A 21,591-nucleotide genomic window follows, 5' to 3' on the forward strand; every position below is an offset into this window, starting at 1 on the left:
TCGGGGTTGGGTGTCAGCCCTGCGCGTCGAGGTCACGCAGTGCGTAGCGGAGGTGCTGCCACTCCTCTTGAAAGATCACGTGCAGGCAGTGCCGGACGGACACGACGTGCTCGGGCCACCAGGCGCTCGGCCGAGACTCGGCGAGCACCTCCGGCGTGACGGTCGCCAGAAACTCGCGCACCATGGCCTGCCGCTCGGCCCGCACCTGGAGGACCGCGTCGAATGTCGGCTGCTCGGTAGCGAAGACCGACATGTCGAAGCCGTCGGTCTCATACTCGGCGTGCCACTGACCCAGCGGGTGGAACGGCTGCGGCAGGCGCAGGACTGCCTTTCCCAACCAGGCGTCGGCGGCGAACGCGAGATGACGCAGCGTCTGCGCGAACGACCACTCCCCGTCGATCGAGACGTCGACAGCACCCTCGGGCATGGACACGGCCCGGTCGACAGCCGCCGCCCAGGCCCGTTCGAGCGCGGCCCACCCCGCCCGAAGGTCGTCCGGGTTCTCGGCCCGCCGGAGGTCGCGCCCGGGAAAGCGCCGGTTCAGCTCGGCCTCGACCATCGGCACGACATCGACGCCGTTGATCAGCAATGTGCCCTCGGCCAGCCACGGCGCGTCGATGTCCAGACCATCGACGTCAACGCCGCGCATCACCGCACCGGCCAGCGTCGACCTGTTGAACCGGGCACCCCGCAGATCCTGGTCGACGAAGACCGTGACGTCGTCCCGTGCCATGGTGACTCCCTCCGCCGACGACAGCGGCGACGTTAGCCCTCGGGTACGACAGCGGACCACCCGACAATCGATTGAGCAGGATCGACCGGGTTCAAGGACCATGGGCCATCCCAACCGGTCGGACACCCCGACATCATGGAACTCGTGTCGATCACGACGCCGGAGTCCGGATGTACGGATGGAAACCAGCGTGTGGCGGGGACGTCAGGACCGGGCGAGCCGCCGCAGCAGGGAGTCCGCGCCCAGCGGGTACGCCCCGTGCCGGCGTACCCCGTCGGCGACCTCGCGGTCCGACGAGACCACGACCACCGGCCGGCCCGCCGGTTCGGCGCGGACCAGCCGCCGGATCAGCTCGTCGGCGGTCTCGCCCTTGCGGGAGAAGAGCACCCGCACCCCGCGCGGTGCGGGCGGCAGCCCGTGCATCCGCTCGGCGCCGTCGAAGACCACCGTGACCTCGTCGCCGGTCTGCGCGGCGATCCCGCCCAGCCCGGTGATGAGGCGTTTGCGCTGCTGCTCCAGGGACATCTCACCGAAGCCGCGCTTGGTGACGTTGTAGCCGTCCACCACGAGGTGCGCCCGGGGCAGGGCGAGCAGTTGGTCGAGCCGGGCCGGGTCGTCGGTGTCGCGGGCGCGGGTGGCCGGGCCGGCCGGGGCGCTGCCCGGCTGCTCGGCGAACGCGTCGGCGACGAAGTCGGCGGGGAGTTTGTCGACCGGGTCGAGCGCCAGCTCCCGGCGCAGCCCGACGGCGGCCTGGCCGATGGTCTCCAGGAGCAGCCAGAGCCGGGCGTCGTCGACCGAGCGTGCCTCCTTGGCACTGGCCCGCGCCACCCCGGCGGCGGCCTCGGCCTCGGCCAGCCGGGCCCGGGCGCGGCGGAGTTCGGCGTCCACGTCGGCGCTGGCGCGGGCGGCCCGGCCGCGTTCGGTGGCCAGCAGCTCGGTGGCCTTCCGTTCGCGGGCCTGGGTCTCCCGCAGGGTGCGGGCCAGTTGCCGGGACTCCTCGCGGAGCTGGCCCAGCTCCTCGCGGACCCGGGCCAGTTCGTCGCGGAGCTTGTCGGCCTCGACCCGGGCCACCGCGCGATCGTGCTCGGCACGGGTGGCCCGCTGCTCGGCCTCGCGGACCAGCTCGGCGACGACGGCGCTGTCGGCCTCGGCGCGCACGGCCGCCCCGCTGGCGTCGATCAGCTCCCGCCAGCCCCGCGGCCGGGCCAGGTAGGCCAACGCGGCCACCTCGACCGGGTCGGCGGCGGCCGGCGCGGTGCCCTCGACCACTGCCGCGCCGAGGTCACCGGCGTCGGCCAGGACCCGCGCGGTGACCCGCTGCCGGAACAGCGGGTCGGCGGTGAGCTGGGCGGCGATGACCGGCGCGCCGAGCCGGGCGCGCCGGTTGGGGGCGAACTTGGCCACCCGGCGCAACGGCACCGGCACCTCGTCGGTGGGGAGGGTGGGCAGCACCGCCGCGGTCAGCGTCACGATCCGTTGCCGGACCGGCTCGGGCAGGGTCGGCTCGGGCTCGGCGGCGGGGCCGTCGTCCGTCGTCGACTCCGGTGCGTCGGATGGGCCGTTGACTACGTTGTCGTCCGGGTTGCCCACACCGTCGAGCGCGACCGGATCCTCCTGCGGGAGGTGGTCGTCGAACGGCTCGGTGAGGGGCATGTGGCAAGTCTCCCACCGCGACCGGGCCCACCGCCCGGTGAGTGAGCCGATCTCTCATCCTAGCCCCATGGTGACGGATGGGACGGCTGCGACGGGAGTGTCGCACCGGGGCGCTAGCGTGCCGCCGATGGCACAGGCGGAGTACGTCCAGGAGTCACTTGCCGGTCTCGACCCGGCGGTGGGCGGGGTGGACCCGGCCCTGCCGCTCTACGCGACGACCTTCGTGGTGGTCGACCTGGAGACCACCGGCGGCGCGCCGGACGGCGGCGGCATCACCGAGATCGGCGCGGTGAAGGTGCGCGGTGGTGAGCAGTTGGGGGTGTTGGCGACACTGGTCAACCCGGGGCAGCCGATTCCGCCCTTCATCACGGTGCTGACCGGGATCACCCAGGCCATGCTGGTGCCGGCGCCCCCGATCGAGCAGGTGCTGCCGAGCTTCCTGGAGTTCATCGACGACGCGGTGCTGGTGGCCCACAACGCCCCGTACGACGTGGGCTTCCTCAAGGCCGCCTGCGCGAAGCACGGCTACCGCTGGCCCAACCCCCGGGTGCTGGACACGGCGGCGCTGGCCCGCCGGGTGCTGACCCGCGACGAGGTGCCCAACCGCAAGCTCGGCACCCTGGCCGCCTACTTCCGCACCAGCACCCAACCGACACACCGGGCCCTGGACGACGCGAAGGCAACCGTCGATGTGCTGCACGGACTGATCGGCCGGCTCGGCGGGCACCGGGTGGACACGGTCGGCGACGCCATCGAGTTCGCCCGCGCGGTCACCCCGACCCAGCGCCGCAAACGGCACCTGGCCGAGGGGCTGCCCAAGGTCCCCGGGGTCTACATCTTCCGGGCCGCCGACGACCGACCGCTCTACGTGGGCACCTCCGTCGACATCGCCACCCGGGTGCGCAGCTACTTCACCGCCGGCGAGAAGCGCGCCCGGATCTCCGAGATGCTGGGCGCGGCCGAGCGGGTCGAGGCGGTGGAGTGCGCCCACTCGTTGGAGGCGGAGGTCCGTGAGCTGCGGTTGATCGCCGCCCACGCCCCGCCGTACAACCGCCGGTCCAAGTACCCGGAACGGATGGTCTGGCTCAAGCTGACCGACGGTCCGTACCCTCGGCTGTCGATCGTCCGCGACCTCTCCCCCACCGACACCGCGTACCTCGGACCGTTTACCTCCCGGCGCGCCGCCGAGCTGGCCGCCGCCGGTTTCCACGACGCGGTGCCGCTACGCCAGTGCACGCACCGGCTCTCGCTGCGCACCGTCACGCCGGCCTGCGCGCTGGCCGAGCTGGGTCGCTGCCCGGCACCCTGCGAGCACAAGATAACCCCCGAGGAGTACGACGACAGCGCCGTCGCGCCCTTCCGCACGGCGACGGCCAGCGACCCCCAGCCGGTGGTGGACGCGCTGCTCGCCCGGATCGACGTGCTCTCCCGTGACCAGCGCTACGAGGAGGCCGCCGTGGTGCGCTCCCGGCTGGCCGCCGTGCTGAGGGCCACCGTGCGGATGCAGCGGCTGGCCGCGCTGACCGGCATCGTGGAGCTGGCCGCGGCCCGGCCGGCCGCCCGGGGCGGCTGGGAGTTGGCGCTGGTCCGCCACGGCCGGCTGGCCGGCGCGGGGGTCTCCCCGCCGGGCGTGCACCCACGGCCCACCCTGACCACGATCCGGGCCACCGCCGAGACGGTGTCAGGCGGGCACGGTCCGGTGCCGGCCGCCACCGCCGAGGAGTCCGAGCGGATCCTGTCCTGGTTGGAGCGGCCGGAGACCCGACTCGTCGAGATGTCCTCCGGTTGGTCCTCTCCGGCCAGTGGTGCGGGCCGGTTCCGTGACCTGCTGGCGAAGGCCGAGAGCGGCGCGTCCCACCAACTCTCGACCGAACGCTCATGACCAACTGACCGATCGGACTACGTCGACTCGCTTAGGCTGTTAGAGAAGTGCAGTCCTGCCCGATTCGTGGGCCTGCTCCCGCCGCCGGCTTCCGGTGACGCGGAGCCGGGGTGAGGAGGTGTCCCTCGTGGACGTCGACGCCGGACACGGCGCCGCCCTGGGGGGCGCCCTGCCGACACAGCCGGGTGAGCTGCCGCTCGCCCGCCGGCTGCGGTCGCTGCTCAGCTGGCCCACCACCGATTCCGACCCGGTCACCCAACTGGTCCGCACCCACCGGGGCATCCACGCCGGCACCGATCCCGCGGTGCTGCGCCGCGCCTACACGATCGCGGAGAACATGCACCGCGGGCAGTTCCGCAAGAGCGGTGAGCCCTACATCACCCACCCCCTCGCGGTGGCGCAGATCTGCGCCGAGCTGGGAATGGACACCACCACCCTGGTCGCCGCGCTGCTGCACGACACCGTGGAGGACACCCGCTACACCCTCCAGGCGCTCTCCGAGGATTTCGGCGGCGAGGTGGCCCACCTGGTCGACGGGGTGACCAAGTTCGACAAGGCGTTCTACGGCAAGGCCGCCGAGGCGGAGACGATCCGCAAGATGATCGTCGCGGCCGCCAAGGACGTCCGGGTGTTGATCATCAAGCTGGCCGACCGGCTGCACAACATGCGCACCCTCGGGGTGCGCTCCGCGTCGTCGCGGGAACGGATCGCCCGCAAGACCCAGGAGGTGCTGGTCCCGCTCTGTGACCGGCTGGGCATCCAGACCCTCAAGCGCGAGCTGGACGACGTGGTGCTGCTGCACCTGGAGCCCGAGGAGCACGCCCGGCTGGCCCGGCACGTGCACGACCGGCCAGGCTGGGACTCGTACCTCGACTCGGTGGTCGCCCGGGCCCGGGTGGCGTTGCGGCGCAGCCGGGTCGACGCCGAGGTCAGCCCCCGCCCCCGGCACCTCTACTCGATCTGGAAGGACACCATCGCCGGCGGCCACACCGCCCCGTACGATCTGCCCCGCATCGTGGTGGTGGTCGACGGCCCGGCCACCGACTGCTACGCCGCGCTCGGCGCGATCCACGGCACCTGGCGACCGGTGCCCGGCCGTTTCAAGGACTTCATCGCGTCACCGAAGAACAACCTCTACCGATCGCTGCACACGAGCGTCTGCGGCCCGCAGGACCGCACGGTGGAGGTGCTGATCCGCACCGAGGAGATGCACCGCTCCGCCGAGTACGGCATCGCCGCCGACTTCCGTTTCCCGCGCTCGGGCAACGGCGGCGCCGCGGCCCGCGCCGAGCAGTTGGACTGGCTGCGCCGGGTGCTCGACTGGGAACCGGACGCCGCCGACCCGGCCCAGTTCTACGAGTCGCTGCGCTGCGACCTCGCCGAGGGGCAGATCCAGGTTTTCGCCGACGGGCGGCAGATCGTGCTGCCGGCCGGCGCCACGCCCGTCGACCTCGCCTACGAGCTGGGCAGCGAGCGGGGCGACCACTGCCTCGCCGCCCGCATCAACGGTCGACTCGCCCCCCTGAGCTCCGAGCTGGACGAGGGCGACGTGGTGGAGATCTTCACCGAGAACGACGGCGACAACGGCTTCGAGGCCGGGGTGGCGCCGCGGGGCCCCCGCCGGGAGTGGCTGAGCTTCGTCAAGTCGCCGAACGCGCAGATGCAGATCAACAGGTGGTTCGCCGAGCACACCGAGCCGGGCATCACGATCAGCGACAAGGTGCGCCTCGGCCGGGCCACCATCGGGCTCGCCCTGCGTCAGCACAACCGGGGCCTCGCCAGTGACCTGCCGCTGCTGCGCCTCTCCGAGGAGTTGGGCTACCCCGACCTGGAGACCCTGCTGGTCGCGGTCTTCGACCGGGTGATCGAACCGGACACCGTGGTCCGCCAGCTCATCGACCTGGTCGACCATCGGCAGTGACCCGACGAGCCCCAGCGCGTCCGAAGGACATTCGCGACCACTAGCCTGGAGTCATGATCCCCCGCTCCCGCGCCACCGGTCGGGCCCTCTTCTACCAGGCCTTCTACCGGCTGCCGCTGCCGGTGCGCCGGCGTCTGGTCCGGCTGGCGGTGCCCAAGTACGTCGTCGGCGCGGTGACCCTGGTCCGTGACTCCGAAGCGACGGGCGCGGGTCGGCTGCTCATGCTGCGCCAGCCGCCCGGCAAGGCGTGGTCCCTCCCCGCCGGCCTGCTCGACCGGGGCGAGGCCCCGGTGGTCGGCGCCGCCCGTGAGCTGTTCGAGGAGTCCGGCATCCGGCTTCCGCCGTCCCGGCTGCGCCCGGCGGTGCCGAACGCGATCGTGCACGCCAAGGGCTGGGTGGACATGGTCTTCGAGGCCGACGTGCCGGCGTCCAGCACCGACCTGACCGTCGACGGGGCGGAGGTCTTCGAGGCCGCCTGGCACCCCCTGGACGACCTGCCCAAGCTGACCTGGCCGACGGCCCGGCTGCTCGCCTACTACGACATCGGGCCGCTGGCCGGGAAGTTCCCGCCACCGGTGCCCGACGACACCCCGTGACCGGCGCGGCCGGTGTGCCGGCGCAGCTGTGCGCGGTGGTGCTCGCCGCCGGCGAGGGCACCCGGCTGCGCCCCCTCACCGAACGGGTGCCCAAGGCGCTCTGCCCGGTGGGCAACGTGCCCCTGCTGGATCGGGCGTTGGTGCGGTTGGCCGGCCTCGGCCTGACCGGTCCCGCCCGGGTCGCTGTGAACGCCTGCTACCTCGGCGAGCAGATCGTGGAGCACGTCGGCGACCGGGCCCACCTGTCGGTGGAGCCGGGCGACCCGCTGGGCACCGCGGGCGGGGTGGCCAGGCTGCGGGACTGGATCGACGGGCGGCCGGTGCTGGTCGGCAACGCCGACGCGTACCTCGCCGACCCGACCGCTCCCCCGGGCCCGGACGTGGCCGCACTGCTCGACGGCTGGGACGGGCACACCGTACGCCTGCTCGGCCAGCCCGCCGCGGACCCGGCGGCGCCGGGCACCTTCGCCGGGCACTGCTTCACCGGCTTCTCGCTGCTGCCCTGGCGTCTGGTCCGGGACCTGCCGGTCGTCTTCTCGGACCTGGTCCGGGCCGTGTGGCGGCCGGCCGAGGCGGCGGGAGCCCTGGCGGTGGTGCCCTATCCGGGCACCTTCTTCGACACCGGCACCCCGGCCGACTACCTGGCGGCCAACCTGCACGCCGCCGCCGGCGGCGCTCTCGTCGCGGAGTCCGCGACGGTGACCGGCCGCTGCGTGGAGTCCGTGGTCGGCGCTGGCGCGCGGGTGGACGGCGACGTGTTTCGCACTGTGGTGTGGCCGGGCACGACAGTACGCGCCGGTGAGCGGCTGGAGAACGTGATCCGGGCCGGGAGCGACCTGACGGTGCCCTGCGCCGCCCAGGGCTGAGCGCGCCGGCTCCCGCCTCCGGTCCCGGGCCGGAACATCTAGCATGGGCGACGACGCCGACGAACGGAGAAATGCCCCGTGATCACCGCGATCGTGCTGATCGACTGCGCCACCGACGCGATCCCCGAGGTGGCGGAGAACCTGGCCAACCTTCCCGGTGTCAGCGAGGTCTACTCGGTGGCCGGGCACGTCGACCTCATCGCCATCGTCCGAGTCCGCGAGTTCGACCAGATCGCCCAGGTCATCGCGGGCAGCATCTCCAAGGTCGAGGGTGTGCTCAACACCGAGTCGCACATCGCCTTCCGGGCGTACTCCCAGCACGACCTGGAGGAGGCGTTCGCGATCGGCCTGGCCGGCGCCGACTGACCCGCTCACCGCTGCCGGGCCCACGCCGGCCGCACGGCGGCGCGTCAAGCGCACAGGGCGGCCGGCCCACCCCGCTGGGTGGACCGGCCGTCTGCTGTGGCTACGTCAGCTCTCGCTGGGAGCCGGTACCTCGGTGGAGCCACCGCCCGGAGCCGGCGACTCGGTGACCGTGCCACCCGGAGCCGGCGACTCGGTGACGGTGCCACCCGGAGCCGGCGACTCAGTGCCGGTGCCGCCCGGGCTGGGCGTACCGCTGGCGCTGGTCTGCGGAACCGGGATGCCCAACTTGTTGGCGAGCGCCACCAACTCGTCGTAGTGCGTCTGCAGCGTCGGAAGCGCCGTCTGCGCCAGCTGGACCACCGACGGCTCGGAGCCCTGCGAGATCTCCGTCTGGGTGGCCTGGATGGCCTGGACGTGGCCGGCCAGCTCACTTGTCACCCAGAGCCGGTCGAACTCCGCGCCGCTGGCGTTGTTCAGCTTGTCGATGACCGCCTGCTGGTCGGCGCTGGGCTCGTTCGGCAGTTCCACGCCGAGCTGCGACGCGGTCTGCTGCACCGTCTGGTCCAGCTGGGTGTGGTCGGTCTTCAGCATCGCGCCCAGGTCCTTGACCCCCTGGTCCTTGCCCTTCTGCTGGGCGAGGTCACCAGCGGTGATCTCGAACAGGTTGACCTGGTGTACCGCCTGCAGGTACTGGGTGTCCTGCGTCGACGGCTGTGCCGCGGCCTGCGCGGCCGCGGCCGGCGCGACACCGACCAGTACCAGCGCGGCCAACAGGCCGAGGCGTTTGATACCCAACATGCTTCCCCCCCTTGAGACGTTGGACCGCACGGATACCCGGCTCACCGGGGTTATTCCTGCGATCCCCCTGGCGCGCGGGGTCGACCGGTCCTGCCGTGCCCGTCCGACTCCTGGTCGGATGGGCGGGGAGGGTGCGGATACGACGTGGCGCCCGCCGGAATCCGACGGGCGCCACGTAACGGTGCGACTGGGCGGTCAGTGGCGGCTCTCGCCGCTGCCGACCTCCTCGCGCTCGGGCCGGGGCTCGACCGGCGGGTGCCCCGGTGAGACCGGCGCCTCGACCGGCTTCTCGATCGGGTAGAAGAAGCCCCGGATGGCCGGGCCGAGGGCCCCCAGCCGGTTCATCTTCTTCGGTACGACCCAGCCGACGTAGTCGAGCTGGCCGTGGCCGTCCGCGTGCCCGTTGGCCGCGCTGAGCGGCTGGTGCACCTCGACGAACCGGCCGTCCGGCAGGCGCCGGATGATGCCGGTCTCCACGCCGTGCGCGAGCACCTCCCGGTCGTGCTGCTGCAGACCCAGGCAGAGCCGGTAGGTGACGTAGTACGCCAACGGCGGGGCCACCAGCAGGCCGATCCGGCCGGCCCAGGTCATCGCGTTCAAACTGATCTGGAACTTGTCCGCGATCACGTCGTTGGCGCCGGAGAGCGTCAGCACGACGTAGAACGCGACGGCCATGGCGCCGACGGCGGTCCGGGCCGGGGCGTCCCGGGGACGCTCGAGCAGGTTGTGGCTCTTGCGGTCCTTGAGTTGCCGGGCTTCCAGGAACGGGTACATCGTCGACAGGCCCACCAGGATGCCGGGTAGCACCACCGTCGGCCAGAACAGCGGCGGGATGACGTACCCGTCGCCGATCGGGATGTTGATCTCCCAGGCCGGCATGAGTCGGGTCGAGCCGTCGAGGAACATGACGTACCAGTCGGGCTGGCTGGCGGCCGAGACCACCCACGCCTCGTACGGGCCGAACAGCCAGATCGGGTTGATCTGGAACAGACCGCCCATCAGCGCGATGACGCCGAAGACGACCATGAAGAAGCCGCCCTGCTTCAACGCGTACCGCGGGAACATCCGCTCGCCGACCACGTTGTTGTTGGTCCGGCCGGGGCCGGGCCACTGGGTGTGCTTCTGCTTGAAGACCAGGCCCAGGTGGACGCTGATCAGCGCGACCAGCAGACCCGGGATGAGCAGCACGTGGGCGATGAAGAACCGGCTGATGATGATCGTGCCCGGGAACTCGCCACCGAAGATCGACGAGGTGACCCAGGAACCGATCACCGGGATGGACAGCATGATCGCCGAGGCGATCCGCAGGCCGGTGCCGGACAGGCCGTCGTCCGGCAGCGAGTAGCCGGTGAAGCCGGCGAGGAAGCCGACCCAGAACAGCAGCGAACCGATGATCCAGTTGGTCTCACGCGGCTTGCGGAACGCACCGGTGAAGAAGACCCGCAGCATGTGCACGACGATCGCGGCCATGAACAGCAGCGCCGCCCAGTGGTGCATCTGCCGCATCACCAGACCGCCCCGGACATCGAACGAGATGTCCAGGCTGGAGGCGTACGCGGCGGACATCGGGGTGCCCTGCAACGGCGCGTAGCTGCCGTCGTAGACCACCTCGGTCATCGCCGGCTCGAAGAAGAAGGTGAGGAACACACCGGTCAGCAGCAGCACGACGAACGAGAACAGCGCGATCTCGCCGAGCAGGAAGGACCAGTGGTCCGGGAAGACCTTGTTCAGCAGCTTGCGCAGCGGGGTGGCCACCGCGAAGCGGTCGTCCACTCCCACCGCTGCCTTGCCCGGCGTCGCCGCAAGGTCAAACTTTCGACGCTTCATGGCCGCTCCCAGAAATCAGGCCCGACGGTCTCGGTGTAGTCGGACTTCGCCACGAAGAAGCCCTCGGAGTCCACCTCGATCGGCAGCTGCGGCAGCCGCCGGCTGGCGGGGCCGAAGACGGGCCGGGCGTTGTCGGTGATCAGGAACTGGGACTGGTGGCACGGGCAGAGCAGCCGGTTGGTCTGCTGCTCGTACAGGCTGGCCGGGCATCCCGCGTGCGTGCAGATCTTGGAGAACGCCGCGTAGTTGCCCCACATGTAGTCACCGTGGCCGATCCGCTCGTTGGCCCGGCGCGACTCCTGCGCGTCCGAGTCGCGGAGGTGGATCAACAGCGTCGGCGAGTCGGCGTGCTTGTTGCTCACGCCGTGGTCGATGCCGGGGAAGACGGTCAGCTGACCACCGGTGCTGATGTCCGCCGGGCGGATCGGCCGGCCGTCCTCGCGGACCAGGCGGATCCGCTGGCCGCCCTCGGCCGTGGCGAACCCGGTGGTGAACATCTGGTTGTTCTTGTGCGGCTGCGAGATCAGACCGCCGACCAGCGGCGCCGCGGCGACCGCGGCGACCGGCGCGAGACCGGCCAGCAGCGAGATGCCGAGCAGCGGGCGACGCTTCACGCCCAGCTCGTCCGCCATGTAGAGCATGGTCTGGCCGGTGATGGTGCGGCCTTCGGAGTCCACCTGACCCTCGTGCCGGTCCTGGATCGAGACCTCCTTGGGCAGCAACTTCTTGCCCCAGGTCAGGATGCCGAAGCCGACGGCGAGCAGCGCCACGCCGAGGGTGAAGCCGAGCAGCGGGGTGTAGAACTTGTCGCCGCCCCGGCCGGCCTCGTACTGCCACGGCCACCAGATGTAGATGGCCAGGAAGGCGGTCGCGGCCAGACCGGTGATCAGGAAGAAGCCGGCGACCACCCGGGTCAGCCGACGCTCCGCCTTGGTGCCCGGCAGCACCTGCGGCTCGTAGTGGACGATCTCGATGTCGTCCCGGCGCGCACCCTCACGAACGATGTCGAACCGGGTCAGCTTGGGGTCGTTCACGTCGAGCGGCGCCGGGCCCTGCGAGGCCTGGTGCTCGGTGTGGGGGCTCATGCCGTCACCTCGCTACGGGTGGCGCCGAGCGGCACCACAGCACTGAATCGGATGGCCTGCTCGGTCACGACTTACCCGCAATCCACAGGCTAGCGAAGACGAGCGCCACGATGCCAACCAGGAAGATCGCCAGGCCCTCGGTGGACGGGCCGTACCGTCCGAGGTTGAACCCACCCGGGTCCTGGTCGTGCTTCAGCGTCTCCTGGATGTAGGCGATGATGTCGGCCTTCTGCTCCGGCCGGAGCTGGTTGTCGCCGAACACCGGCATGTTCTGCGGGCCGCTCAGCATCGCCGCGTAGATCTGACGGTCGGTCGCGGGGTGCAGGCTCGGGGCGAACTTGCCCGAGGAGAGCGCACCGCCGCCGCCACCGAACGCGTGGCACTGCGAGCAGTTGATCCGGAACAGCTCACCGCCGGCCGCGATGTTGCCGTCCTCGCGGAGGTCGTCGCCCTCGGGAACGACCGGGCCGCCACCCAGCTCCTGGATGTACTGGGCCAGCTGGCGGGTCTGCTCGTCGGTGAAGACCGGAGGCTTGCGGTGCGCCTGGGCCTCCTGGCGGGCCATCGGCATCCGCCCGGAGCTGACCTGGAACTCGACCGATGCCGCGCCGACGCCGATCAGGCTCGGCCCGCGGCCCTCGACGCCCTGGGCGTTGCGGCCGTGGCAGGTCACGCAGCTCACGTCGAACAACGCCTTGCCCTCGGCGGCGGCGCCGGTCAGCTGCGGGTTGTCCTGCGCCTGGGCGCCCGGGGCGAAGACGGTGTATGCGCCGCCGGCGAGCATCAGCGCGGCGATCAGCCGGACCGCGGCGCCCAGCCGGCGGCGGCCCCTGCTGCGCGCGGCGGGCCGCTCACGCAACCGCGCGAGCAGACCGCGTCGGCGGTCGTTGTCAGAAGTCATGAGCGGTGTCCTTAACCGGTTGGACCTGTCTCAGGGGACGGAGCAGCAGCGCGGAATGTGACGCGCAAGATCACTGGAGCCAGTAGATCATGGCGTACAGCCCGATCCACACGACGTCGACGAAGTGCCAGTAGTACGACACGACGATCGCCGACGTCGCCTGCGCCGGGGTGAACCGGCCCATGGTCGTACGGACCATGAAGATGACGAAGGCGATCAGACCACCGGTCACGTGCAGGCCGTGGAAGCCGGTGGTCAGGTAGAACACCGATCCGTACCCGTCTTCGTTGATCTTGATGCCGTCGGCGACCAGGTGCCGGTACTCGTTCAGCTGGCCGAGGACGAAGATCAGGCCCATCACGAAGGTGACGGTGAACCAGCGCCGCAGCGCGTGCACGTCACCCTTCTCCGCCGCGAAGACGCCGAGCTGGCACGTCACCGAGGACAGCACCAGGATCACCGTGAAGGTGGTCGCGTACGGGATGTTCAGCGCCTCGGTGTGCTTCTCCCACTGCTCCGGCGCAGCCGCGCGGATCGAGAAGTACATCGCGAACAGCGCCGCGAAGAACATGAGTTCACTGGAGAGCCACACGATCGTCCCGACGCTGACCATGTTCGGTCGGGTCAGAGAGTGGATCCGGCTCTTGTCAATGGCTGGGGCCGCAGTCACGCCGTCATTATTGCCCCTGACCGGGGCCGGCGATCAGCGGGGTGGCAAACCTGCGCCTTCCGTGGCCCCAGCGTCGGGGTCCGGTTCGCCTGGCCTAGCCTGAAAAGCGTGCTGCACGTCGATCCGATCTTCGCCGCCACCTCGGCCCCGCCGCCGTTCACCGTCGGCGCGGTGCTGAGCGAGACCCGCCTGGACAGCTGGCTGGCCCTCGGCCTGGTGCTCGCCGCCGGCCTGTACCTCTACGGGGTGTACCGGCTGCGCCTGCGCGGCGACCGCTGGCCCGTCATCCGAACCGTGTTCTTCCTCGGCCCCGGGCTGGGCGGCATCGCGCTCGTCACGGTCAGCGGGCTGCACGCGTACGACACCGCGCTGCTGTCCGTGCACATGATCCAGCACATGGTGCTGTCCATGGTGGCGCCGATCTTCCTGGCGCTGGGCGCGCCGATGACCCTGGCCCTGCGGACCCTGCCGGTCGGGCCGCGCAAGCGCCTGCTCGCGATCGTGCACAGCCGCGTCGCCCGGGTCTACAGCTTCCCGCTGGTGGCGTTCGCCATCTTCGTGGTCAACCCGTTCGTGCTCTACTTCAGTGACCTGTACCGCTACACCCTGGAACACGCCTGGGCGCACGAGCTGGTGCACGCGCACTTCATCATGACCGGCTGCGTGTTCTTCTGGCCGCTGCTCGGCCTCGACCCGCTGCCCGGCCGCTGGCCGTACCCGGCGCGCGCCCTGCTGATGCTGCTCTCCGTGCCGTTCCACACCGTGCTCGGCCTCACCATCATGCAGAGCAGCACGCTCTTCGGGGGCGACTGGTACCCGTCGCTCAACCTGGGCTGGGTCGACCCCTGGCAGGACCAGGTGGTCGCCGGCGGCATCCTCTGGGCCGGTGGCGAGTTCGTCAGTGTGACCATGCTCGCCGTGCTGGTGGTGCAGTGGGTCAAGCAGTCCGAGCGGGAGGCACGCCGGGTGGACCGCGAACTGGACCGCCAGGAGGCCCGCGACGAGGCCCGCGACCGCGCCGCCGACGCCGCGCCCGCCTGAGCTGCCCGGACGTACGCCCCGACGGGTGCCGCCGGGCGGGATGTCGGCTACATCACGCCGCCCGGTACGATCTCCGGGCAGCTACGAGGTGGGAGTGCCGACATGAGCGATCGTCTTTGCACCGTCTTGCTCTACAGCGACGACCCGCAGGTCCGCGACCGCATGCGGATGGCCGTCGGCACCCGACCCGCGCCCGGTCTGCAGATCGAGTTCGTCGACGCGTCGACCTACGCGGAGACCATCCGGCTGGTCGACGACTACGAGATCGACCTGCTGCTGCTCGACGGTGAGGCGAGCCCGGGCGGCGGCATCGGCATCGCCCGACAGGTCAAGGACGACCGGGACGACGCTCCCCCGACCTGCCTGGTGATCGCGCGCGCCGCCGACCGATGGCTCGCCGCGTACGCCGAGGCCGACGCGGTGCTGGTGCACCCGCTCGACCCGGTGACCACCGGGGGCACGGTGGCCGAGCTGCTGCGGACGCACGCACCCGCCTGACGTCCCACGCTCCTCCGGCACCCCCACGGCGCCGGAACTCCTCGGCGCCGGTTCCAGCCCACCCGCACTTCGCATGCTCGGGAGGCCCGCCATGGGCGATCGGACCTGGCCGCACCTGCTCAACGCGCTGCTGCGCGGCAACGAACTCTCCACCGCCGACACCGCCTGGGCGATGGACGAGATCATGACCGGCTCGGCCAGCGCGGCGCAGATCGCCGCCTTCGCCGTCGCGCTGCGGGCCAAGGGCGAGACTCCCGCGGAGCTGGCCGGCCTGGTGGAGGCGATGCTGGGCCGAGCCGTCCCGGTGACGCTCCCCGAGGAGCTGCGCCGCACCGCGCTCGACGTGGTCGGCACCGGCGGTGACCTCGCCCACACTGTCAACATCTCCACGATGACGGCGCTGGTGGTCGCCGGCGCTGGCGTCCGTGTCGTCAAGCACGGCAACCGGGCCGCCTCCTCCCTGTGCGGCACCGCCGACCTGCTGGAGTTCCTCGGCATCCCCCTGGATCTCGGCCCGGAGCAGGTCGCCCGCTGTGTCGAGGAGGCCGGCATCGGGTTCTGCTTCGCGGCCCGGTTCCACCCCGGGATGCGCCACGCCGGCCCGGTCCGCCGCGAGGTGGGCGTGCCCACCTTCTTCAACTTCCTCGGCCCGCTGACCAACCCGGCCCGCCCCCGGGCCGGCGCGGTCGGCTGCTTCGACCTGCGGATGGCTCCGGTGATGGCCAGCGTGTTCGCCGCCCGTGGGGACTCGGCGATCGTGATGCGCGGCGAGGACGGCCTGGACGAGTTCAGCACCGCCGCGCCGACCCGGGTCTGGGCGGCCCAGGGCGGCACCGTACGCGAGGCTGTGCTGGACGCGACGGACCTCGGGGTACCCCGGTCCACCCTGGCGGACCTGCGCGGCGGTGACGCCGCGTACAACGCCGGCGTGGCCCGTCGCCTGCTGGCCGGTGAGACGGGCCCGGTCCGGGACGCGGTCCTGGTCAACGCGGCGGCGGCGCTGGCCACCCAGGGCCCGCTGGACGGCGACCTGACCGAGGCGCTGCGCGCCGGTCTGGCCCGCGCGGCCGAATCGATCGACTCCGGCGCGGCCGCCGCGACCCTGGATCGCTGGATCGCGATCGCCACCGCTTGACCTGTCGACGCCTGACCCGTCGGCGCCTGACCCGTCGGCGCCGTCTTCGGGCGGACTCCGGGGGGTGATCGACTCGGGTTCCTTGAATCTGCGGTGTCCCGGGAGCCCGGACACCCCGATTTCAAGGAAGTCGAGTGGATCACACCCGGCGGCCGACGAGTGGGCGACGGTGCGCGGGGATTTGTCGGACCCGTCTGGGAAACTACAGCTGAGTAGTTCTCTGCCGCCGTCGGTGCGTCGCTGTCGCATCCGGGCGGGCCGGCCTGGTGATCGAGAGGAGACGCCCGTGTCGCACCGCGAGCTCTACTGCGACGTCTGCGAGGGCGTGGCGCTGTTCGAGGCCCCGCCGTGCGTCGACGGCCACGGCACCGACTGTCCAGAGCTGATCTGCGTCGACTGCGGCGCCGCAGTGGTCGTCGGCGCGATCGCCTTCCCGGTCACCCGACTGACCGTCCGCCACCGCCAGCCCGCCCCTCGCCGAGTCGCCTGACCGCCCACCGGCGCGCCATCTGACGGCCAGCGTCACGCCGCCTGACCTGCCGCCCGGCCCGATCCGGCGCCCGCCGCCTGACCGCCAGCGCCGCTCGACCGGGGTCGAGCATGACCGAAGGCCCGCTCCCCCACCGGGGAACGGGCCTTCGTCGTGCGGGGTCGGTCGCGATGGCGACCGGGTGTGGGTCAGTGCTCGGCGGTACGCCGGGTGCCGCTGTAGTACTCGAACAGCAGCCCACAGGCGGCGAGGACAACGGCCACCAGGCCGGCGCCGATCAGCCAGTACTGCCAGAACACCAGGCCGAGCGCGGCGATCGCGGCGGCCAGCGCCAGACCGAACGGCCAGTAGCTGCCCGGGCTGAAGAAGCCGACCTCGCCAGCGCCGTCAGCGATCTCGGCGTCCGGACGGTCTTCCGGGCGCAGGTCGATCCGGCGGGAGACGAACCAGAAGAAGCCACCGCACATCGAGCAGAGCAGGAACGACAGCAGCAGGGCTACGGTGCCGACCCACTCGATGCCGCCCGACTGCCCGTTCGTCCAGGCGCCGTAGAGGATGGTGGCACCGAAGAGGAAACCGGCGATGATCAGGAAGATACGCCACTCGGTCTTCATGCCGCTGCCTCAGCTTCCGGTGCGGGCCGGAACTTTGTCCGGGTTGAAGTTGTCCTGCGTCCGCCGCGTGTCGAACGGCTCCGTGGTCACCGCGTACGGCTGCTCACCGATCGCGGACAACGCGTCCTGGGTGGACTTGCCGCTCTGCTTGGCCGCGAGGAACTGGTCGTACTTCTCCGGCGACACCACCCGCAGCTCGAAGTTCATGAACGCGTGGTAGCTGCCGCACAGCTCGGCGCAGCGCCCGACGTAGGCACCCTCGGCCTCCAGGCTGGAGACCTCGAACACGTTGCGGATCTTGCCCGGCATGACGTCCCGCTTGAAGAGCAGCTCCGGCACCCAGAACGAGTGGATGACGTCGCGGCTGGTCTCCTCGAACCGGATGGACCGGTCGGTCGGCAGCACCAGCACCGGAATGACCTCACTGGTGCCGAGCGTCGACGCGGTGGTCTTGGCGTCCGGGCCCTGCCCGTCGCGGTAGTTGAACTGCCAGTTCCACTTGAACGCGACGACCTCGACCGTGACGTCCGGGTTCTTCGACAGCTTGTCCACGTCGGTCTGCACGATCGCCGTGTAGTAGAAGAGCACGGAGACGATCAGAATCGGCGCGATGGTGTAGAGGAACTCCATCGGCATGTTGTAGCGGGTCTGCACCGGCAGCGCGTTGCCGCGCTTGCGGTAGCGCACGACACACCAGAAGATCAGACCCCACACGAAGACACCGACCGCGAGGGCGGCGATGCAGGAGGCGATCCACAGGTCGTACATCCGCCGCGACTCGGCCGAGATGCCCCCCTGCGGCCAGCCGAAGCCGTCGAACGCCGCTCCAACGTCACAGCCCGTGAGCAGGACCAGCAGCGCGACGCCACTGAGACCGAGCCCGGCCAGCCGACCAGCACCGCGCCGCCGGCGCCCACCGGCCCCTGGGGAAGCGCTGTGCCGTACGGCCGACGGCCGTACCTCCGAACTCCTTGCGACCACCTGGTCCTGCCTCCCTAGCGCGCCGCGGTGCGTCTTTCCTCGGCACCGACGGCAAAGGCGTCACCGACGGTCGCAGATTACTCGACCATGACGGACTCGGCCGTGGTGGGGTCACTGTCCGCCCCCCATCGGGGGGAACCTAGGCATACCGCCGCGATACCGTCGGGCCTGTGAGCGCGAGGAGTGAGCCGGGGTTGCGAGCCCCGCAGCCGCGAACGAAGACCGACCTGTGAGCGCGAGGAGTGAGCCGGGGTTGCGAGCCCCGCAGCCGCGAACGAAGACCGACCTGTGAGCGCGAGGAGTGAGCCGGGGTTGCGAGCCCCGCAGCCGCGAACGAAAGGTGGCACCGTGAGCGCATCCCCGGTCTACCTGGACGCGGCGACCGCCGCGCCGATGCATCCGGTCGCGCGGCAGGCGTTGCTGGCCGCGCTCGACGACGGCTGGGCCGACCCGGGCAAGCTGTACACGCAGGCCCGCCGGGCCCGACAACTGCTCGACGCCGCGCGCGAGGCCACCGCGTCGACGCTCGGCGTCCGCGCCGATGAGGTGTCCTTCACCCCCAGCGGTACGACAGCGGCCCACGGCGCGGTGCTCGGGGGCCTGGCGGGGCGGCACCGGGTCGGGTCGACGCTGGTGCACTCGGCGATCGAGCACTCGGCGGTGCTGCACGCGGCGGAGCGGCACGTCGGCGCGGGCGGGACCGCCAGCGCGGTGCCGGTCGACCGGTCGGGGCGGCTGGACCTGACCGCCTGGTCGTCCGCCGTGCGGGCCCCGGGGGTCGCGCTGGCCGCGTTGATCACCGCCAGTCACGAGGTGGGGACCGTGCAGCCGGTCGCGGAGGCGGCGGCCGCGTGCGCCGACGTGGGGGTGCCGCTGTACGTGGACGCGGCGCAGTCGGTGGGTCGGGTGCCGGTGCCGGCCGGCTGGTCGGTGCTCACGGCGAGCGCCCACAAGTGGGGCGGGCCACCCGGGGTGGGGGTGCTGGCGGTCCGCAAGGGCACCCGCTGGGAGTCACCCTGGCCGGCGGACGAGCGGGAGAGCGGACGTACCCCCGGGGTGGTGAACCTGCCCGCGGTCGTGGCGGCGGCGGCGAGCCTGCGGGCGGCGGCGGCCGACGCGGCGGCCGAGGCGACCCGGCTGGCGCCGCTGGTGGACCGGATCCGGGAGCGGGTCGCGGCGGAGGTGCCCGACGTGGAGGTGGTCGGCGATCCGGTGCTCCGGCTCCCCCACCTGGTGACCTTCTCCTGCCTGTACGTCGACGGCGAGGCGCTGCTGCACGCCCTGGACCGGCGGGGTTTCGCCGTGTCGTCGGGGTCGTCGTGCACCTCGTCCACGCTGCGGCCGTCGCACGTGCTGGAGGCGATGGGGGTGCTGTCGCACGGCAACGTGCGGGTCAGCCTGCACCGGGAGACGACCGAGGCGGACGTGGAGCGGTTCCTGACCGAGTTGCCGAACATCGTCGCGGGGCTGCGCGCGGAGGCCGGGGTGGTGGGGCTGTGACGATGCCGGACGAGGTGATCGACTGCCGGGGTCAACGCTGTCCGCTGCCGGTGATCGCGGCGGCGCGACGCATGCCCGAGGTGCCGGTGGGCGCGGTGGTGAGGGTGCTCGCCGACGACCCGGCCGCGGCGGTGGACATCCCCGCCTGGTGCCGGATGCGCGGCCAGGAGTTCCTCGGCGCCATCACCGGCCCCGACGGCCCCGCCTACGACGTCCGCCGCACCCACTGACCCACCCCACAGCCCACCCCCGTCCCCCATGACCCCCCTCCGCCCCGCGATCTTGCGGTTTCTGCGGGGACAAAAGGGCGCATGAGCCGCGAGACGGCAACAGAAAGTGCAAGATCGCGGGGGCGGGGTAGGGCGGGGCGGGGCAGGCCGGGGCGGGTTACGGGAGGAGGTGGGGGCGGATCTCGTCGGCTGCGGTGTCGCCGTAGGACTCGGCGAGGCGCTTGACGAACAGGTCGCGCCGGACGTCGTACTCCTGGGTGCCGACGGTTTCCAGGACCAGCGTGGCCAGCAGAGAGCCGACCTGGGCGGCGCGTTCCAGGCCAACGCCCCAGGAGAGCGCGGTGAAGAAGCCGGCCCGGAAGCCGTCGCCGACGCCGGTCGGGTCGACCGCCCGGATCTCCCGCGCGATCGGTACGTGGATCGGGTCGATGCCCCGCCCGGCGATCTCCACACCGTGCTTGCCGAGCGTGGTGACCCGTACCTTGACCAGGTCCAGCAGTTGGTCGTCGCTCAGCTGCGCCTTGCTCTGCAGCAGCGACTTCTCGTAGTCGTTGGTCATCAGGTACTCGGCGCCCTCGATCAGCGCCACCACGTCCTCGCCACCCATCCGGGCGAGCTGCTGCGACGGGTCGGCGGCGAAGGCGTACCCGCGGGTGCGGCACTCGGCCGAGTGCCGCAGCATCGCCTCCGGGTCGTTGGCGCCGACCAGCACCAGATCCAGACCGTTGAGCCGTTCCGCGACCGGCGCCAGCTCGATGTTGCGGGCCTCGCTCATCGCACCGGCGTAGAACGACGCGATCTGGCACATGTCGGTGTCGGTGGTGCAGACGAAACGGGCGGTGTGCGCCACCTCGCTGACGTGCACCGAGTCGCAGTCCACGCCGTGGCGCTCCAGCCAGGAGCGGTAGTCGGCGAAGTCGGCGCCGACCGCGCCGAGCAGCACCGGGCGCAGGCCGAGCTGGCCCATCCCGAAGGAGATGTTCGCCGCCACGCCACCGCGGCGGAGCACCAGGTCGTCCACCAGGAAGGAGAGGGACACCTTGTGCAGCTGATCGGCGATGAGCTGGTCGGCGAAGCGACCGGGGAAGCTCATCAGGTGATCGGTGGCGATCGAGCCGGTGACGGCGATCTTCATGTCAACCCTCGGGGTCGGGAGCAGGGCGCGGTCAGCCTACCGGCACGGCAACCCGATGGTCACCGCTCGGTCGGACAACGGCAACCAGCCCGCCACGGTCCCCTTCGGGACCGCTCCCAGACCGGTGCGACCCCCGACCGGTACGACGATGGGGCCGTTCCGGAGAACGGCCCCATCGTCGCTGGTGTGTGGGGTGTGACTCAGTTGAACGAGTCACCGCAGGCGCAGGAGCTGCCCGCGTTGGGGTTGTCGATGGTGAAGCCCTGGGCGTCGATCCGGTCGGCGAAGTCGATCGTCGCGCCGGAAAGGTACGGGGCGCTCATCCGGTCGACGACGACCTCGACACCACCGAAGTCGGTCACGACATCACCGTCGAGCGAACGCTCGTCGAAGAAAAGCTGGTACCGCAGGCCGGAGCAGCCGCCCGGCTGCACGGCGACGCGGAGCCGCAGGTCGTCGCGGCCCTCCTGCTCGATCAGGGCCTTGACCTTCTGCGCCGCGACGTCGGTGAGGACGACGGAAGTAGGGGCCTGGGCCTCGGTCGACTCGGTCTGCGCTGGCGTGGTCACGTGGAAGTCTCCCTGCGCGGTTTGGGTCCGGACGCACTGGCCAACGTCGCGCGCCGTCCAGTGATTCCCGGTTGTGGTCCTCCGCCGATCGTACGCCGCC

General features: G+C 71.5%; 22 protein-coding genes. 11 read left to right on the forward strand and 11 right to left on the reverse strand.

Features of this window, described 5'->3' with window-relative positions; all coding sequences use genetic code 11:
• Positions 1–13: 13 nt before the first annotated feature.
• Positions 14–733 (reverse strand): DinB family protein, encoded by a 720-nt coding sequence (locus tag KBX26_RS28710; RefSeq protein ID WP_210866824.1) that lies wholly within the window; start codon positions 731–733, stop codon positions 14–16.
• A gap of 204 nt (positions 734–937) precedes the next feature.
• On the reverse strand, positions 938–2,386 hold the full coding sequence (locus tag KBX26_RS28715; protein WP_210866825.1) for an NYN domain-containing protein: 1,449 nt from the start codon (positions 2,384–2,386) through the stop codon (positions 938–940).
• A 127-nt stretch (positions 2,387–2,513) separates the two neighbouring features.
• Between KBX26_RS28715 and KBX26_RS28720 the strand changes: the two genes are divergently transcribed.
• From KBX26_RS28720 to KBX26_RS28740, 5 genes are all read left to right on the forward strand, one after another.
• Positions 2,514–4,268: a DEDD exonuclease domain-containing protein gene (locus KBX26_RS28720; RefSeq protein ID WP_210866826.1), complete on the forward strand. Its 1,755-nt coding sequence runs from the start codon at positions 2,514–2,516 to the stop codon at positions 4,266–4,268.
• 127 nt (positions 4,269–4,395) lie between these two features.
• Positions 4,396–6,189 carry a bifunctional (p)ppGpp synthetase/guanosine-3',5'-bis(diphosphate) 3'-pyrophosphohydrolase gene (locus KBX26_RS28725; RefSeq protein WP_030337735.1) on the forward strand — a complete coding sequence of 598 codons (1,794 nt, stop codon included), beginning with the start codon at positions 4,396–4,398 and terminating at the stop codon, positions 6,187–6,189.
• 53 nt (positions 6,190–6,242) lie between these two features.
• Positions 6,243–6,785 carry an NUDIX hydrolase gene (locus KBX26_RS28730; protein ID WP_030337736.1) on the forward strand — a complete coding sequence of 181 codons (543 nt, stop codon included), beginning with the start codon at positions 6,243–6,245 and terminating at the stop codon, positions 6,783–6,785.
• On the forward strand, positions 6,782–7,651 hold the full coding sequence (locus KBX26_RS28735; protein ID WP_210866827.1) for a sugar phosphate nucleotidyltransferase: 870 nt from the start codon (positions 6,782–6,784) through the stop codon (positions 7,649–7,651). The genes KBX26_RS28730 and KBX26_RS28735 overlap by 4 nt, the downstream gene beginning before the upstream one ends.
• A 78-nt stretch (positions 7,652–7,729) precedes the next feature.
• Positions 7,730–8,017: an Lrp/AsnC family transcriptional regulator gene (locus tag KBX26_RS28740; RefSeq protein WP_030337738.1), complete on the forward strand. Its 288-nt coding sequence runs from the start codon at positions 7,730–7,732 to the stop codon at positions 8,015–8,017.
• 105 nt (positions 8,018–8,122) lie between these two features.
• Here KBX26_RS28740 and KBX26_RS28745 read toward each other — a convergent pair whose 3' ends face one another.
• The 5 genes from KBX26_RS28745 to KBX26_RS28765 all read right to left on the reverse strand — a co-directional run bounded on the left by KBX26_RS28745 (position 8,123) and on the right by KBX26_RS28765 (position 13,298).
• On the reverse strand, positions 8,123–8,815 hold the full coding sequence (locus tag KBX26_RS28745; protein WP_030337739.1) for a DUF4142 domain-containing protein: 693 nt from the start codon (positions 8,813–8,815) through the stop codon (positions 8,123–8,125).
• 195 nt (positions 8,816–9,010) lie between these two features.
• The gene (locus tag KBX26_RS28750) at positions 9,011–10,642 is read right to left on the reverse strand and encodes a ubiquinol-cytochrome c reductase cytochrome b subunit (protein WP_030337740.1); all 1,632 of its coding nucleotides are present in this window, start codon (positions 10,640–10,642) and stop codon (positions 9,011–9,013) included.
• On the reverse strand, positions 10,639–11,727 hold the full coding sequence (locus KBX26_RS28755) for a ubiquinol-cytochrome c reductase iron-sulfur subunit (RefSeq protein WP_030337741.1): 1,089 nt from the start codon (positions 11,725–11,727) through the stop codon (positions 10,639–10,641). The genes KBX26_RS28750 and KBX26_RS28755 overlap by 4 nt, the downstream gene beginning before the upstream one ends.
• 64 nt (positions 11,728–11,791) lie before the next feature.
• Positions 11,792–12,628 carry a cytochrome c gene (locus KBX26_RS28760; protein ID WP_030337742.1) on the reverse strand — a complete coding sequence of 279 codons (837 nt, stop codon included), beginning with the start codon at positions 12,626–12,628 and terminating at the stop codon, positions 11,792–11,794.
• Positions 12,629–12,698: 70 nt separating this feature from the next.
• Positions 12,699–13,298 carry a heme-copper oxidase subunit III gene (locus tag KBX26_RS28765; RefSeq protein WP_030337743.1) on the reverse strand — a complete coding sequence of 200 codons (600 nt, stop codon included), beginning with the start codon at positions 13,296–13,298 and terminating at the stop codon, positions 12,699–12,701.
• 108 nt (positions 13,299–13,406) lie between these two features.
• Here KBX26_RS28765 and KBX26_RS28770 point away from each other — a divergent pair, with 108 nt between their 5' ends.
• From KBX26_RS28770 to KBX26_RS28785, 4 genes are all read left to right on the forward strand, one after another.
• Complete coding sequence (locus KBX26_RS28770; protein ID WP_374224340.1) at positions 13,407–14,339, forward strand: cytochrome c oxidase assembly protein; 933 nt, start codon at positions 13,407–13,409, stop codon at positions 14,337–14,339.
• 102 nt (positions 14,340–14,441) lie between these two features.
• Positions 14,442–14,837: a hypothetical protein gene (locus tag KBX26_RS28775; protein WP_030337745.1), complete on the forward strand. Its 396-nt coding sequence runs from the start codon at positions 14,442–14,444 to the stop codon at positions 14,835–14,837.
• Between the two features lie 91 nt (positions 14,838–14,928).
• A complete protein-coding gene (gene trpD, locus KBX26_RS28780; protein ID WP_030337746.1) occupies positions 14,929–15,972 on the forward strand; it encodes an anthranilate phosphoribosyltransferase in 1,044 nt (347 codons plus the stop codon).
• A 286-nt stretch (positions 15,973–16,258) separates the two neighbouring features.
• Positions 16,259–16,462: a hypothetical protein gene (locus KBX26_RS28785; protein WP_210866828.1), complete on the forward strand. Its 204-nt coding sequence runs from the start codon at positions 16,259–16,261 to the stop codon at positions 16,460–16,462.
• 188 nt (positions 16,463–16,650) lie between these two features.
• On the opposite strand, the gene KBX26_RS28790 is transcribed toward KBX26_RS28785, so the two are convergent.
• On the reverse strand, positions 16,651–17,076 hold the full coding sequence (locus tag KBX26_RS28790) for a cytochrome c oxidase subunit 4 (protein ID WP_030337748.1): 426 nt from the start codon (positions 17,074–17,076) through the stop codon (positions 16,651–16,653).
• Positions 17,077–17,085: 9 nt separating this feature from the next.
• Complete coding sequence (gene coxB, locus KBX26_RS28795) at positions 17,086–18,057, reverse strand: cytochrome c oxidase subunit II (RefSeq protein ID WP_030337749.1); 972 nt, start codon at positions 18,055–18,057, stop codon at positions 17,086–17,088.
• Between the two features lie 348 nt (positions 18,058–18,405).
• Between coxB and KBX26_RS28800 the strand changes: the two genes are divergently transcribed.
• Entirely contained in the window at positions 18,406–19,557 is a 1,152-nt protein-coding gene (locus KBX26_RS28800; RefSeq protein WP_210858812.1) for an aminotransferase class V-fold PLP-dependent enzyme, read from the forward strand.
• The gene (locus KBX26_RS28805) at positions 19,554–19,787 is read left to right on the forward strand and encodes a sulfurtransferase TusA family protein (RefSeq protein WP_030337751.1); all 234 of its coding nucleotides are present in this window, start codon (positions 19,554–19,556) and stop codon (positions 19,785–19,787) included. Before KBX26_RS28800 ends, KBX26_RS28805 begins: the two co-directional genes overlap by 4 nt.
• A 157-nt stretch (positions 19,788–19,944) precedes the next feature.
• On the opposite strand, the gene KBX26_RS28810 is transcribed toward KBX26_RS28805, so the two are convergent.
• Positions 19,945–20,922: a carbohydrate kinase family protein gene (locus KBX26_RS28810; RefSeq protein ID WP_030337968.1), complete on the reverse strand. Its 978-nt coding sequence runs from the start codon at positions 20,920–20,922 to the stop codon at positions 19,945–19,947.
• Between the two features lie 200 nt (positions 20,923–21,122).
• Complete coding sequence (gene erpA / locus KBX26_RS28815; protein WP_030337969.1) at positions 21,123–21,491, reverse strand: iron-sulfur cluster insertion protein ErpA; 369 nt, start codon at positions 21,489–21,491, stop codon at positions 21,123–21,125.
• Positions 21,492–21,591 lie beyond the last annotated feature (100 nt).

Source organism: Micromonospora sp. C97 (genome assembly GCF_018070385.1).
Lineage (GTDB): Bacteria > Actinomycetota > Actinomycetes > Mycobacteriales > Micromonosporaceae > Micromonospora > Micromonospora parva.

Excerpts from the sequence above, each read along its gene's own strand:
- KBX26_RS28720 (WP_210866826.1), top strand. The coding sequence starts at position 2,514 with ATGGCACAGGCGGAGTACGTCCAGGAGTCACTTGCCGGTCTCGACCCG.
- KBX26_RS28745 (WP_030337739.1), bottom strand. The coding sequence starts at position 8,815 with ATGTTGGGTATCAAACGCCTCGGCCTGTTGGCCGCGCTGGTACTGGTC.
- KBX26_RS28750 (WP_030337740.1), bottom strand. The coding sequence starts at position 10,642 with ATGAAGCGTCGAAAGTTTGACCTTGCGGCGACGCCGGGCAAGGCAGCG.
- KBX26_RS28755 (WP_030337741.1), bottom strand. The coding sequence starts at position 11,727 with ATGAGCCCCCACACCGAGCACCAGGCCTCGCAGGGCCCGGCGCCGCTC.
- KBX26_RS28810 (WP_030337968.1), bottom strand. The coding sequence starts at position 20,922 with ATGAAGATCGCCGTCACCGGCTCGATCGCCACCGATCACCTGATGAGC.
- KBX26_RS28715 (WP_210866825.1), bottom strand. The coding sequence starts at position 2,386 with ATGCCCCTCACCGAGCCGTTCGACGACCACCTCCCGCAGGAGGATCCG.
- trpD (WP_030337746.1), top strand. The coding sequence starts at position 14,929 with ATGGGCGATCGGACCTGGCCGCACCTGCTCAACGCGCTGCTGCGCGGC.
- KBX26_RS28790 (WP_030337748.1), bottom strand. The coding sequence starts at position 17,076 with ATGAAGACCGAGTGGCGTATCTTCCTGATCATCGCCGGTTTCCTCTTC.
- KBX26_RS28775 (WP_030337745.1), top strand. The coding sequence starts at position 14,442 with ATGAGCGATCGTCTTTGCACCGTCTTGCTCTACAGCGACGACCCGCAG.
- KBX26_RS28710 (WP_210866824.1), bottom strand. The coding sequence starts at position 733 with ATGGCACGGGACGACGTCACGGTCTTCGTCGACCAGGATCTGCGGGGT.
- KBX26_RS28760 (WP_030337742.1), bottom strand. The coding sequence starts at position 12,628 with ATGACTTCTGACAACGACCGCCGACGCGGTCTGCTCGCGCGGTTGCGT.
- KBX26_RS28730 (WP_030337736.1), top strand. The coding sequence starts at position 6,243 with ATGATCCCCCGCTCCCGCGCCACCGGTCGGGCCCTCTTCTACCAGGCC.